Raw genomic sequence first — 13,764 nt, 5'->3', positions numbered from 1 at the left:
CCGACCGCCCCGCCCTGCCCACCACCCACGGAAGGCACACAGATGAAGCGCCACCTCATCTCGGCCGCCGACCTCACCCGCGACGACGCCGTCCTGATCCTGGACACCGCCGAGGAGCTGGCCCGGGTCGCAGACCGGACGATCCGGAAGCTGCCGACCCTGCGCGGCCGCACCGTCGTCAACCTCTTCTTCGAGGACTCCACCCGCACCCGGATCTCGTTCGAGGCCGCGGCCAAGCGGCTCTCCGCCGACGTCATCAACTTCTCCGCCAAGGGCTCGTCCGTCTCCAAGGGCGAATCCCTCAAGGACACCGCGCTGACCCTGGAGGCGATGGGCGCCGACGCCGTCGTCATCCGCCACCACGACTCCGGTGCCCCGCACCGCCTGGCCACCTCCGGCTGGATCGGCGGCTCGGTGGTCAACGCCGGCGACGGCACCCACGAGCACCCCACCCAGGCGCTGCTGGACGCCTTCACCCTGCGCCGCCGCCTGGTGGGGGGCAGCGGCGGGGGAGCGGGCAGGGACCTGTCCGGCCGCCGCGTCACCGTCGTCGGCGACATCCTGCACAGCCGCGTCGCCCGCTCCAACGTGCACCTGCTCACCACGCTCGGTGCCGAGGTGACCCTCGTCGCCCCGCCCACCCTGGTGCCGCTCGGCGCCGAGACGTGGCCGTGCGAGGTCTCCTACGACCTGGACGCGGTGCTGCCCAAGTCCGACGCGGTGATGATGCTGCGCGTCCAGCGCGAGCGCATGAACGCCGCCTTCTTCCCCACCGAGCGCGAGTACGCCCGCCGCTACGGCCTGAACGGCGACCGCATGGCGCGGATGCCCGAGCACGCCGTCGTGATGCACCCCGGGCCGATGAACCGCGGCATGGAGATCACCGCCGAGGTCGCCGACTCCGACCGCTGCACCGCCGTGGAGCAGGTCGCGGGCGGCGTCACCATCCGGATGGCGGTCCTCTACCTGCTGCTGGGCGGCGCCGAGCCCGCCGCCAGCACCCCCGCGCCCCCCTCCGCGTCCGCCGCCGAGAGCACCACCCGCACCGAGGAGAACGCATGACGACCACCGAAGAGAACACCGGCCGGACCCTCATCCGCGGCGCGCGGATCCTCGGCGGCGAAGCGGGCGACGTCCTGATCGACGGCGGCACCGTCGCCGAGGTCGGCACCGGGCTGGCCGCCGGCGGGGCCACCGTGGTCGAGGCCGACGGGCGGATCCTGCTGCCGGGCCTGGTCGACCTCCACACCCACCTGCGCGAGCCCGGCCGCGAGGACTCCGAGACGGTCCTGACCGGCACCCGCGCCGCCGCGGCCGGCGGCTACACCGCCGTCCACGCCATGGCCAACACCTTCCCCGTGGCCGACACCGCCGGCGTGGTGGAGCAGGTCTGGCGGCTGGGGAGGGAGTCCGGCTACTGCGACGTGCAGCCCGTCGGCGCCGTCACCGTCGGCCTGGAGGGCAAGCAGCTCGCCGAGCTGGGCGCGATGCACGACTCGGCCGCCTCCGTGCGGGTCTTCTCCGACGACGGCAAGTGCGTGGACGACGCGGTGATCATGCGCCGGGCGCTGGAGTACGTCAAAGCCTTCGACGGCGTGATCGCCCAGCACGCCCAGGAGCCCCGGCTCACCGAGGGCGCGCAGATGAACGAGGGAGTGGTCTCCGCCGAGCTGGGCCTGGGCGGCTGGCCCGCCGTCGCCGAGGAGGCGATCATCGCCCGCGACGTATTGCTGGCCGCGCACGTCGGCTCCCGGCTGCACATCTGCCACCTGTCCACGGCCGGCTCGGTGGAGATCGTCCGCTGGGCCAAGTCCAAGGGCTGGAACGTCACCGCCGAGGTCACCCCGCACCACCTGCTGCTCACCGACGAGCTGGTGCGCTCCTACGATCCGGTCTACAAGGTGAACCCGCCGCTGCGCACCGAGGCCGACGTGACGGCCCTGCGCGAGGCGCTGGCCGACGGCACCATCGACTGCGTGGCCACCGACCACGCCCCGCACCCCCACGAGGACAAGGACTGCGAGTGGGGCGCGGCCGCCATGGGGATGCTCGGCCTGGAGACGGCCCTCTCCGTCGTCCAGCACACCATGGTGGAGACCGGGCTGCTGGACTGGGCGGGCGTCGCCGACCGGATGTCCTTCCGGCCCGCCGCCATCGGCCGGCTGGCCGGCCAGGGCCGGCCCATCTCGGCAGGCGAGCCCGCCAACCTCGTCCTGGTCGATCCGTCCTACCGTGGAACGGTGGATTCCGCACGGTTCGCGTCCCGCAGCCGCAACACCCCCTACCAGGGCCGCGAGCTGCCGGGCCGCGTCACGCACACCTTCCTGCGGGGCAGGGCGACAGTCATGGACGGAAAGCTCGTATGAACATCTCACCGGTGTCCCTCGCCATCCGGCACACCGCCGCACCCCAGTCCCAGCAGGTGACGGACTGGGCGCCCAGGATCGCCTGGGTGGTCGGCCTGCTGCTGGTCGTCGCCCTGCTGTACTGGCTGATGCGCGAGGGCTGGAAGTGGCGGGCCGTCCTCCAGTCCGACCTGCCCGGACTCCCGCAGGCGCCCGCCGACCCGGGCGAGCCGAGGCTGGCCATGACCGGCCGCTACCACGGCACCACCACGGCCGGGCAGTGGCTCGACCGGATCGTCGCCCACGGCCTGGGCGCCCGCAGCCGGGCCGAGCTCACCCTCACCGAGCGCGGTGTGACCGTGGTGCGGCCCGGGGCGAACGACTTCTTCATCCCCGCCGGGCGGCTGCGCGACGCCCGGCTCGACAAGGGCATCGCGGGCAAGGTCCTCACCGAGGACGGCCTGCTGGTGATCACCTGGGAGCACGGCGGGAGGCTGCTGGACTCCGGCTTCCGCTCCGACCGCGCGGCCGAGCACGCCGCCTGGCGCGACGCGCTGCGGGCGATGTCCGCCGGGCCCGCCGGCCGGGCTCCCGGCACCACCGACGCACACCACGGCACCACCGACGCTGCCACCACCACGCACCACGAGGAAGACACACGATGACGACCTCCACCCGCACAGCCGCGAGGGTGCCCGCCGTACTCGTCCTGGAGGACGGCCGCACCTTCCGCGGACGCGCCTACGGGGCCGTGGGCGAGACCCTGGGCGAAGCCGTGTTCTCCACCGGCATGACCGGTTACCAGGAGACCCTGACCGATCCCTCCTACCACCGCCAGGTGGTCGTCATGACCGCCCCGCACATCGGCAACACCGGCGTCAACGACGAGGACCCGGAGTCGAAGCGGATCTGGGTGGCCGGCTACGTCGTGCGCGACCCGGCCCGCAGGCCCTCCAGCTGGCGCTCGGTGCGCACCCTGGACGAGGAGCTCGCCGCCCAGGGCGTCGTCGGCATCAGCGGCGTCGACACCCGGGCGCTCACCCGCCACCTGCGCGAGCGCGGGGCGATGCGGGTGGGCATCTTCTCCGGCGACGCGCTCGCCGACGAGGCGACCCTGCTGGCCAGGGTGAGGAACGCCCCGCAGATGGCCGGCGCCGACCTGGCCGCCGAGGTCGCCACCGCCGAGCCCTACACCGTCCCCGCCGTCGGGACCAAGCGGTTCACCGTGGCCGCCGTGGACCTGGGCATCAAGGGCATGACCCCGCGCCGGATGGCCGAACGCGGCATCGAGGTCCACGTGCTCCCCGCCACCGCCACGATCGAGGACGTCTACGCGGTCGACCCGGACGGGGTGTTCTTCTCCAACGGCCCCGGCGACCCCGCCACCGCCGACCACCCCGTCTCCGTCATGCGCGGCGTCCTGGAGCGGTCCACGCCGCTGTTCGGCATCTGCTTCGGCAACCAGGTCCTCGGCCGCGCGCTCGGGTTCGGCACCTACAAGCTGAAGTACGGCCACCGCGGCATCAACCAGCCCGTGCAGGACCGCACGACCGGCAAGGTCGAGGTCACCGCGCACAACCACGGCTTCGCGGTGGACGCGCCCGTGGACGCGCCCAGCGACACCCCCTACGGGCGCGCCGAGGTCTCCCACGTCTGCCTCAACGACGGCGTGGTCGAGGGCCTGCGCCTGCTGGACCGCCCCGCCTTCAGCGTCCAGTACCACCCCGAGGCCGCGGCCGGCCCGCACGACGCCGCCTACCTGTTCGACCGCTTCGTCTCCCTGATGGAGGGCCAGCGTGCCTAAGCGCACCGATATCCAGTCCGTCCTGGTCATCGGCTCCGGCCCGATCGTCATCGGGCAGGCCGCCGAGTTCGACTACTCCGGCACCCAGGCGTGCCGCGTCCTCAAGGCCGAGGGCCTGAGGGTGATCCTGGTCAACTCCAACCCCGCCACGATCATGACCGACCCGGAGATCGCCGACGCCACGTACGTCGAGCCGATCACCCCGGAGTTCGTCGAGAAGATCATCGCCAAGGAGCGCCCCGACGCGCTGCTGCCCACCCTCGGCGGCCAGACCGCGCTGAACACCGCGATCTCCCTCCACGAGGCCGGCACCCTGGCCGAGTACGGCGTCGAGCTGATCGGCGCCAACGTCGAGGCGATCCGCAAGGGCGAGGACCGCGACCAGTTCAAGGAGGTCGTGAAGGCCGTCAACGCCAGGATCGGGCACGGCGAGTCCGCCCGCTCGGTGATCTGCCACTCCATGGAGGAGGTCCTGGCGGGCGTCGAGGAGCTCGGCGGCTACCCCGTGGTCGTCCGGCCCTCCTTCACCATGGGCGGCGCCGGCTCCGGCTTCGCCCACGACGAGGAGGAGCTGCGCCGCATCGCCGGGCAGGGGCTGGCGCTCTCGCCGACCACCGAGGTGCTCCTGGAGGAGTCCATCCTCGGCTGGAAGGAGTACGAGCTGGAGCTGATGCGCGACCGCAACGACAACGTCGTGGTGGTCTGCTCCATCGAGAACTTCGACCCGATGGGCGTCCACACCGGCGACTCCATCACCGTCGCCCCGGCGATGACGCTCACCGACCGCGAGTACCAGGTGCTGCGCGACATCGGCATCGCCGTCATCCGCGAGGTCGGCGTGGACACCGGCGGCTGCAACATCCAGTTCGCCGTCAACCCGGAGGACGGCCGGGTCATCGTCATCGAGATGAACCCGCGGGTCTCGCGCTCCTCGGCGCTGGCGTCCAAGGCCACCGGCTTCCCGATCGCCAAGATCGCCGCCAAGCTGGCCGTGGGGTACTCCCTCGACGAGATCCCCAACGACATCACCGAGCAGACCCCGGCCTCCTTCGAGCCCACCCTCGACTACGTGGTGGTCAAGATCCCGCGCTTCGCGTTCGAGAAGTTCCCCGGCGCCGACGCGACCCTCACCACCACCATGAAGTCGGTGGGCGAGGCCATGGCCATCGGCCGCAACTTCCCCGAGGCGTTCAACAAGGCGCTGCGCTCGCTGGAGAAGAAGGGCAGCCAGTTCGACTTCTCCTCCCCGGTCGGGGAGAAGGACGAGCTGCTGGCCGCCGCCCGCCGTCCCACCGACGGCCGGATCAACACCGTCATGGACGCGATGAGGGCCGGGGCGAGCCCCGAGGAGGTCTTCGAGGCCACGAGGATCGACCCCTGGTTCGTCGACCAGCTCTTCCTGATCAAGGAGATCGCCGACGAGCTGGCCGAGGCCCCCCGCCTCGACCCCGAACTGCTGGCCGAGGCCAAGCGGCACGGCTTCTCCGACGCCCAGATCGCCGCGATCCGGGGACTGCGCGAGGACGTCGTGCGCGAGGTCCGCCACGCCCTGGGCGTGCGTCCCGTCTACAAGACCGTCGACACCTGCGCCGCCGAGTTCGCCGCGAAGACCCCGTACTTCTACTCCTCCTACGACGAGGAGAGCGAGGTCGCGCCGCGGACGAAGCCCGCCGTGATCATCCTCGGCTCGGGGCCCAACCGCATCGGCCAGGGCATCGAGTTCGACTACTCCTGCGTCCACGCCTCCTTCGCGCTGCGCGACGCGGGCTACGAGACGGTGATGGTCAACTGCAACCCCGAGACCGTCTCCACCGACTACGACACCTCCGACCGGCTCTACTTCGAGCCGCTCACCCTGGAGGACGTCCTGGAGATCGTCCACGCGGAGCAGCAGGCGGGCCCCGTGGCGGGCGTCGTCGTCCAGCTCGGCGGCCAGACCCCCCTCGGCCTGGCCCAGGCGCTCAAGGACAACGGCGTGCCCATCGTCGGCACCTCCCCGGAGGCCATCCACCTGGCCGAGGACCGCGGCGCCTTCGGCCGCGTCCTGGCCGAGGCCGGGCTGCCCGCGCCCAAGTACGGCACCGCCTTCTCCTTCGAGGAGGCCAAGGAGATCGCCGCCGGGATCGGCTACCCGGTCATGGTCCGCCCCTCCTACGTGCTGGGCGGACGCGGCATGGAGATCGTCTACGACGAGCCCTCGCTGGGGGACTACCTCACCCGCCACGCGGGCCTGATCTCCGAGCACCCCGTGCTGATCGACCGCTTCCTCGACGACGCCGTCGAGATCGACGTCGACGCGCTCTACGACGGCCGCGAGCTCTACCTCGGCGGTGTGATGGAGCACATCGAGGAGGCGGGCATCCACTCGGGCGACTCCGCCTGCGCCCTGCCCCCGATCACCCTGGGCGGATACGACATCAAGCGGCTGCGGGCCTCCACCGAGGCCATCGCGCGCGGCGTGGGGGTGCGCGGACTGATCAACATCCAGTTCGCGCTGGCCGGGGACATCCTCTACGTGCTGGAGGCCAACCCGCGCGCCTCCCGCACCGTCCCCTTCACCTCCAAGGCCACGGCCGTCCCCCTGGCCAAGGCCGCCGCCCGGATCTCGCTGGGCGCCACCATCGCCGAGCTGCGCGCCGAGGGCATGCTGCCCGCCTCCGGCGACGGCGGCACCCTGCCGCTGGACGCGCCGATCTCGGTCAAGGAGGCCGTGCTGCCCTGGACCCGCTTCCGCGACGTCCACGGCCGCGGCGTGGACACCGTCCTCGGCCCGGAGATGCGCTCCACCGGCGAGGTCATGGGCATCGACTCGGTCTTCGGCACGGCGTACGCCAAGTCCCAGGCCGGCGCCTACGGCGCGCTGCCCACCAAGGGCCGGGCCTTCGTCTCGGTCGCCAACCGGGACAAGCGCTCGCTGATCTTCCCGGCCCGCGAGCTGGTCTCCATGGGCTTCGAGCTGCTGGCCACCTCCGGCACCGCCGAGGTGCTGCGCCGCAACGGCATCGACGCCACCGTGGTGCGCAAGCAGAGCGAGGGCGAGGGGCCGAACGGCGAGCGGACCATCGTCCAGCTCATCCACGACGGGGAGGTCGACCTCATCGTCAACACCCCCTACGGCACCGGCGGCCGCCTGGACGGCTACGACATCCGCACCGCGGCCGTGGCCCGCGCGGTGCCCTGCCTGACCACGGTCCAGGCCCTGGCGGCCGCCGTGCAGGGCATCGAGGCCACCTCGCGCGGGGAGGTCGGCGTCCGCTCCCTCCAGGAGCACGCCGAACGCCTCGTCGCGGCCCGCGGGCAGTGACACGGGAGGGGGACACCGGACGATCCGGTGTCCCCCTCCTCACGAACCCCCCCCCACGGCCCCGCGCCCCCGCCCCGCCCCCGTGCGGCCCGCCCCGCGAGCCGCCGCACGGCCCGGGCCCCTGCCGGGGGCCCGTCCCCGCCCGTCCCGCCGCCCGGAAGACCCGCATGTACCCGCTGCTGTTCACCCTGCTCCTCAAACGCCTCGACCCGGAGCGGGCGCACCACCTCGCCTTCGCCCTGATCCGGCTGACCGCCCGCGTCCCCGGTCTGCGCGCCCTCGCCGCGGCCGTCCTCGCCCCGACCCGGAGCCAGCGGCGCGCCCTGGCCACCGAGGCCTTCGGCCTGCGGATGCGCGGCCCCTTCGGGCTGGCCGCCGGCTTCGACAAGAACGCCGTCGGCATCGACGGGCTGACCATGCTGGGCTTCGACCATGTCGAGGTCGGCACCGTCACCGCGCAGGCCCAGCCCGGCAACCCCCGGCCGAGGTTGTTCCGCCTGGTCGCCGACCGGGCGCTGGTCAACCGGATGGGCTTCAACAACGACGGCTCCGCGGCCGTCGCGGCCCGCCTGGGCGGGCGGCGCGCCGTCTTCCCGGCCACCGTGGGCGTCAACATCGGCAAGACGAAGGCCACGCCCGAGAGCGAAGCCGCCGACGACTACGCGACCTCCGCCGGGCGCCTGGCCCCGCACGCGGACTACCTCGTCGTCAACGTCTCCTCGCCCAACACCCCCGGGCTGCGGAACCTCCAGGCCACCGAGCACCTGCGCCCCCTGCTGACGGCCGTGCGCGCCGCCGCCGACGCCGCGGTGCCCACCCGCCGCGTCCCCCTGCTGGTCAAGATCGCCCCCGATCTGGCGGACGAGGACGTCGACGCCGTCGCCGACCTCGCCGTCGAACTGGGCCTGGACGGCGTCATCGCCACCAACACCACCATCGCCCGCGACGGGCTGGGGCTGACCGCCGGCCGCGCGGAGATCGAGGCCGCCGGCGCGGGCGGGCTCTCCGGGGCCCCGCTGAAGGACCGCTCCCTGGCGGTGCTGCGCCGGCTGTACGCGCGCGTCGGCGACCGCGTCACCCTGGTCGGGGTCGGCGGGGTGCGCACCGCCGACGACGTCTGGGAGCGCATCCTGGCCGGCGCCACCCTCGTCCAGGGCTACAGCGCCTTCGTCTACGAGGGGCCGCTGTGGTGCCGCCGCATCCACCGGGGCTTGGCCGCGCGGCTGGCCGCGAGCCCGTACGCCACCCTCGCCGAGGCCGTCGGCGCCGACACCAGGAAGGTGACCTCCCGATGAGCACCCCCGCCCCGCAGCCGTCCCCCGAGCCGTTCGGCGCCCGGCTGCGCCGCGCCATGGACGTCCGCGGCCCGCTGTGCGTGGGCATCGACCCGCACGCCTCGCTGCTCGCGGCCTGGGGCCTGGAGGACGACGTGGCGGGTCTGGAGCGGTTCACGCGCACGGTGGTGGACGCGCTCGCCGGGGAGGTGGCCGTCCTCAAGCCGCAGTCCGCCTTCTTCGAGCGCTTCGGCTCGCGCGGCGTCGCCGTGCTGGAGCGGGCCATCGCCGACGCCCGCTCGGCCGGGGCGCTGGTGCTCACCGACGCCAAGCGCGGCGACATCGGCTCCACCATGGCCGCCTACGCCGCCGCCTACCTCGACCCGGGCAGTCCGCTGTTCTCCGACGCGGTGACCGTCAGCCCCTATCTGGGCTTCGGCTCGCTGCGGCCCGCTCTGGACGCGGCCCGGGCGGCCGGCGCGGGGGTCTTCGTGCTGGCACTGACCTCCAACCCCGAGGGCGCCGAGGTGCAGCGCGCCACGGCGGCGGGCGGGAGGCCGGTGGCCCAGACGGTCCTGGACCACATCGCCCGCGAGAACGCCGGGGCCGGTCCGCTGGGCTCGGTGGGCGCCGTGGTGGGCGCGACGCTGGGCCGGGCCGGCGTGGACCTGGCGGTGAACGGCCCGCTGCTGGCGCCCGGGCTGGGGGCTCAGGGGGCCACCGCGGAGGACCTGCCGGAGGTGTTCGGCGACGCCGTGCGCAACGTCGTGCCGAGCATCAGCAGGGGAGTGCTGGGGCACGGCCCCTCGGTGGCGGCGCTGCGCGAGTCCGCGGCGCGGGAGGCCGAGCGCCTCCGGCAGGTCCTGGCCTGATCCGCGGCGCCGGCGGCGGCCCGCAACCCCGCCGCACCGCCTGCGCGGGGCCCGCCGCCGGATCCCCCGCGGCGGGCCTCCCCGCCGGGTCCGGTCCGCCGGGAACCGGATGGAACCGGGGCGTCCGCCGGACGCGGACCGGTTGCGGGTGGGACGGGGGTCCGGGGCGGGATTTCCGGCGCACACCCTCCCGAGTGCGTCCGTTTTGCCCAGTGAAGTCCGGGTCGGCTGAAGTCTGACCTGGACTTTTCGTCTGTTCTCGCTGACTCTGGCGTTCAGGGCCGCTAGTCTCCGACGAGAGCACCGCGAATTCTGGGGTCTTCCCAGGTGGAAGCGCCGGGCGCGGGGTCGCCCCGAGTCCGGCGGGCCGGACCCGGGGCGCCGGGTCCGGAGGCTCCGGGAGACGTGTTGCTCTTTGCTCCGCAGGTGCGGGGCCACTAGGTTCCTCACCGATCCGTATCCGACCAGTTCTACATCCGAGGTGACGTAGGCGTGGCTCTTCCGCCCCTTACCCCTGAACAGCGCGCAGCCGCGCTCGAGAAGGCCGCCGCGGCTCGCCGGGAGCGCGCCGAGGTCAAGAACCGACTGAAGCACTCCGGCGCTTCGCTCCACGAGGTCATCAAGCAGGGCCAGGAGAACGAGGTCATCGGCAAGATGAAGGTCTCCGCCCTCCTGGAGTCCCTGCCCGGCGTCGGCAAGGTCCGGGCCCGCCAGATCATGGAGCGGCTCGGCATCTCCGAGAGCCGCCGGGTGCGCGGTCTGGGCTCCAACCAGATCGCCTCCCTCGAGCGCGAGTTCGGCGGCGGCTCCGCCTGACGTTCCCGGGCGCTCTCGGGAACCGGGATAATCGCCGTATGAGTGAACGTCCGCGGCTGACCGTGCTCTCCGGCCCCTCCGGGGTCGGCAAGAGCACGGTCGTCGCCCATCTGCGCAAGGTCCATCCGGAGATCTGGCTCTCGGTGTCCGCCACCACCCGCAGGCCCCGTCCCGGCGAGCAGCACGGCGTCCAGTACTTCTTCGTGGACGACGAGGAGTTCGACAAGCTGGTCGCCAACGGGGAGCTGCTGGAGTGGGCCGAGTTCGCCGGCAACCGCTACGGGACGCCGCGGCAGGCCGTGCTGGAGAAGCTGGCGGCCGGGGACCCGGTGCTGCTGGAGATCGACCTCCAGGGCGCGCGCCTGGTGCGCGCGTCGATGCCCGAGGCCCGGCTCGTCTTCCTCGCCCCGCCCAGCTGGGACGAGCTCGTCCGCCGGCTCACCGGCCGCGGCACCGAGTCCCCCGAGGTCATCGAGCGGCGGCTGGAGGCCGCCCGGGTCGAGCTGGCGGCCGAACCGGAGTTCGACGTGACCCTGGTCAACACCTCCGTCGAGGACGTCAGCCGCGAGCTGCTAGCCTTGATGAAGGTTTCGTGATCGTCGCCGTACCGCCGGACAGCAGCCACCGGGTCCCGGGGCACCGGCGGCAGGCCCCCGGCCTCCCGGGGCGCCGTCGGATCACCGCCCGTATTGTCCACCGCAGCGGAAGGTAGAGCGTGTCCTCTTCCATCACCACGCCCGAGGGCATCATCAATCCGCCGATCGATGAGCTGCTCGAGGCCACCGACTCGAAGTACAGCCTGGTGATCTACGCCGCCAAGCGCGCGCGCCAGATCAACGCCTACTACTCGCAGCTCGGCGAGGGCCTGCTGGAGTACGTCGGCCCCCTGGTGGACACCCACGTCCACGAGAAGCCGCTGTCGATCGCGCTCCGCGAGATCAACGCCGGCCTGCTGACCTCCGAGTCCACCGACACCCCGGCGCAGTGAGCCGGCCGCCGGTGCCCGCGGGCGCACCGGCGTGACACACCACGGGCCCGGCAGCACCGCTGCCGGGCCCGTGGTGTGTCATGAGGAGGAGAGCGGACGGCCGGCGCGTCCCCGCGGACGGGAGGGGCGCGCCCGGACGGACACGGAGCCGGGGAGAGGCGAGAGATGGACAGGTCCGACAAGCCCAGGGTGGTCCTGGGGGTCAGCGGTGGGATCGCCGCCTACAAGGCGTGCGAGCTGCTGAGGCGGCTGACGGAGTCCGGCCACGACGTGCGGGTGGTGCCGACCGCGTCGGCGCTGCGGTTCGTCGGCGAGCCCACCTGGGCGGCGCTGTCGGGCAACCCCGTCACCACCGGGGTGTGGGACGACGTCCAGGAGGTCCCGCACGTGCGCATCGGCCAGGAGGCGGACCTCGTCGTCGTCGCCCCGGCCACCGCCGACACCCTGGCCAGGGCCGCCCACGGCCTCGCCGACGACCTGCTGACCAACACCCTGCTCACCGCCCGCTGCCCGGTGGTCTTCGCGCCCGCCATGCACACCGAGATGTGGGAGCACCCCGCCACCGTCGAGAACGTGGCCACGCTCCGCCGCCGCGGCGCGGTCGTCGTCGAGCCCGCCGTCGGGCGGCTGACCGGCAAGGACACCGGCAAGGGGCGGCTGCCCGAGCCCGCCGAGATCTTCGAGGTCTGCCGCCGGGTGCTGGCCCGCGGCGCCGCGGGCCGGCCGGACCTGGCCGGGCGGCACGTCGTGGTCAGCGCGGGCGGCACCCGCGAGCCGCTGGACCCGGTCCGTTTCCTGGGCAACCGCTCCTCCGGCCGCCAGGGGTACGCCCTGGCGCGCACCGCCGTGGCGCGCGGCGCCCGGGTGACCCTGGTCGCGGCCAACACCGCCCTGGCCGACCCCGCCGGGGCGGACGTGGTGCGGGTGGGCACGGCCGTCCAGCTCCGCGAGGCCGTGCTGAAGGCCGCGGCGGACGCGGACGCGGTGGTCATGGCCGCCGCGGTGGCCGACTTCCGGCCCGCCGACTACGCCCAGAGGAAGATCAAGAAGCGGGAGGGGCGGGAACCGGAGCCCGTCGCGCTGGTCCGCAACCCCGACGTCCTGGCCGAGCTCTCCGCGGAGCGCCCCCGCCCCGGGCAGGTGGTCGTCGGCTTCGCCGCCGAGACCGACGACGTCCTGGCCAACGGCCGGGCCAAACTCGCCCGCAAGGGGTGCGACCTGCTCGTCGTCAACGAGGTGGGGGAGGAGAGGACCTTCGGCTCGGACGAGAACGAGGCCGTGGTCCTGGGGGCGGACGGCAGCGAGACGCCCGTGCCGCACGGCCCCAAGGAAGCCCTGGCCGACATCGTGTGGGACGAGGTCGTCCGCAGGCTGAGCGCGGAATGACGCCCCCGGGAGGCGGCCCCCGGGCCGGCGCACGCCCCGCCGCGAGGCGCCGGAGTGCCGGAGTGCGAGACGTACTGGCCGAACCGTGACAGGCTGCGGATAAACTGGCGGCGGACCGTGCCCGGGCACCCCGGGCACCGGATCCGTACACCAGTCAGCCAGCAGCCGCTGCAAACCCAGGGAGCGATGTGTCCCGCCGCCTGTTCACTTCGGAGTCCGTGACCGAGGGTCACCCCGACAAGATCGCCGACCAGATCAGCGACACCATCCTCGATGCCCTCCTGGCCCAGGACCCGGCCTCCCGGGTCGCGGTGGAGACGATGATCACCACCGGTCTGGTGCACGTGGCCGGCGAGGTCACCACCGCCGCGTACGCCGACATCCCCACGCTGGTGCGCAGCAAGGTCCTGGAGATCGGCTACGACTCCTCCAAGAAGGGCTTCGACGGTGCCTCCTGCGGGGTGTCGGTCTCCATCGGCGCGCAGTCGCCGGACATCGCCCAGGGCGTGGACACCGCCTACGAGACCCGGGTGGAGGGCGACGAGGACGAGCTGGACCGGCAGGGCGCCGGGGACCAGGGGTTGATGTTCGGCTACGCCTGCGACGAGACCCCGGAGCTGATGCCGCTGCCGATACACCTGGCCCACCGGCTCTCGCGCCGCCTGAGCGAGGTGCGCAAGAACGGCACGGTCCCCTACCTGCGCCCGGACGGCAAGACGCAGGTCACCATCGAGTACAACGGCGACAAGGCCGTGCGTCTGGACACCGTGGTGGTCTCCTCCCAGCACGCGAGCGACATCGACCTGGACTCGCTGCTGGCTCCCGACATCCGCGAGTTCGTCGTCGAGCACGTGCTGGGCGAGCTGGTGGCCGACGGGATCAAGCTGGACACCGACGGCTACCGGCTGCTGGTCAACCCCACCGGGCGGTTCGAGATCGGCGGGCCGATGGGCGATGCGGGCCTGACCGGCCGGA

Annotated in this window: 12 protein-coding genes; all 12 read left to right on the top strand. The window is 73.2% G+C overall.

Annotated elements, in window-relative coordinates; translation table 11 throughout:
* The first annotated feature begins 42 nt into the window (after positions 1 to 42).
* Positions 43 to 1,062: an aspartate carbamoyltransferase catalytic subunit gene (locus ACFSJS_RS17370; protein WP_380901330.1), complete on the top strand. Its 1,020-nt coding sequence runs from the start codon at positions 43 to 45 to the stop codon at positions 1,060 to 1,062.
* A complete protein-coding gene (locus ACFSJS_RS17365) occupies positions 1,059 to 2,366 on the top strand; it encodes a dihydroorotase (protein WP_380901328.1) in 1,308 nt (435 codons plus the stop codon). Before ACFSJS_RS17370 ends, ACFSJS_RS17365 begins: the two co-directional genes overlap by 4 nt.
* On the top strand, positions 2,363 to 3,010 hold the full coding sequence (locus ACFSJS_RS17360; RefSeq protein ID WP_380901326.1) for a PH-like domain-containing protein: 648 nt from the start codon (positions 2,363 to 2,365) through the stop codon (positions 3,008 to 3,010). Before ACFSJS_RS17365 ends, ACFSJS_RS17360 begins: the two co-directional genes overlap by 4 nt.
* Positions 3,007 to 4,149, top strand: coding sequence for a glutamine-hydrolyzing carbamoyl-phosphate synthase small subunit (carA, locus tag ACFSJS_RS17355; protein WP_380901324.1), 1,143 nt, complete (start codon positions 3,007 to 3,009; stop codon positions 4,147 to 4,149). The genes ACFSJS_RS17360 and carA overlap by 4 nt, the downstream gene beginning before the upstream one ends.
* Entirely contained in the window at positions 4,142 to 7,453 is a 3,312-nt protein-coding gene (gene carB / locus ACFSJS_RS17350) for a carbamoyl-phosphate synthase large subunit (protein WP_380901322.1), read from the top strand. The genes carA and carB overlap by 8 nt, the downstream gene beginning before the upstream one ends.
* A gap of 167 nt (positions 7,454 to 7,620) precedes the next feature.
* Positions 7,621 to 8,748 carry a quinone-dependent dihydroorotate dehydrogenase gene (locus ACFSJS_RS17345; RefSeq protein WP_380901320.1) on the top strand — a complete coding sequence of 376 codons (1,128 nt, stop codon included), beginning with the start codon at positions 7,621 to 7,623 and terminating at the stop codon, positions 8,746 to 8,748.
* Complete coding sequence (gene pyrF, locus ACFSJS_RS17340; RefSeq protein WP_380901318.1) at positions 8,745 to 9,599, top strand: orotidine-5'-phosphate decarboxylase; 855 nt, start codon at positions 8,745 to 8,747, stop codon at positions 9,597 to 9,599. The genes ACFSJS_RS17345 and pyrF overlap by 4 nt, the downstream gene beginning before the upstream one ends.
* A gap of 492 nt (positions 9,600 to 10,091) precedes the next feature.
* Complete coding sequence (locus ACFSJS_RS17335; protein ID WP_162465720.1) at positions 10,092 to 10,415, top strand: integration host factor; 324 nt, start codon at positions 10,092 to 10,094, stop codon at positions 10,413 to 10,415.
* 38 nt (positions 10,416 to 10,453) lie between these two features.
* Positions 10,454 to 11,011, top strand: a complete 558-nt coding sequence (gene gmk, locus ACFSJS_RS17330; RefSeq protein WP_380901316.1) for a guanylate kinase — start codon at positions 10,454 to 10,456, stop codon at positions 11,009 to 11,011.
* A gap of 119 nt (positions 11,012 to 11,130) precedes the next feature.
* Positions 11,131 to 11,403, top strand: a complete 273-nt coding sequence (gene rpoZ / locus ACFSJS_RS17325) for a DNA-directed RNA polymerase subunit omega (protein WP_380901314.1) — start codon at positions 11,131 to 11,133, stop codon at positions 11,401 to 11,403.
* A gap of 165 nt (positions 11,404 to 11,568) precedes the next feature.
* Positions 11,569 to 12,789, top strand: a complete 1,221-nt coding sequence (gene coaBC / locus ACFSJS_RS17320; RefSeq protein ID WP_380901312.1) for a bifunctional phosphopantothenoylcysteine decarboxylase/phosphopantothenate--cysteine ligase CoaBC — start codon at positions 11,569 to 11,571, stop codon at positions 12,787 to 12,789.
* A gap of 188 nt (positions 12,790 to 12,977) precedes the next feature.
* Positions 12,978 to 13,764 (top strand): methionine adenosyltransferase (metK, locus tag ACFSJS_RS17315; RefSeq protein ID WP_380901310.1); only part of this gene is annotated, 787 nt, incomplete at its 3' end.

Origin of the sequence: Streptomyces desertarenae (assembly GCF_042681365.1) — a bacterium.
Classification (GTDB): Bacteria; Actinomycetota; Actinomycetes; order Streptomycetales; family Streptomycetaceae; genus Streptomyces; species Streptomyces desertarenae.
Note: the sequence above shows the minus strand (reverse complement) of the source record. Positions and strands in the feature narration are given on the sequence as shown.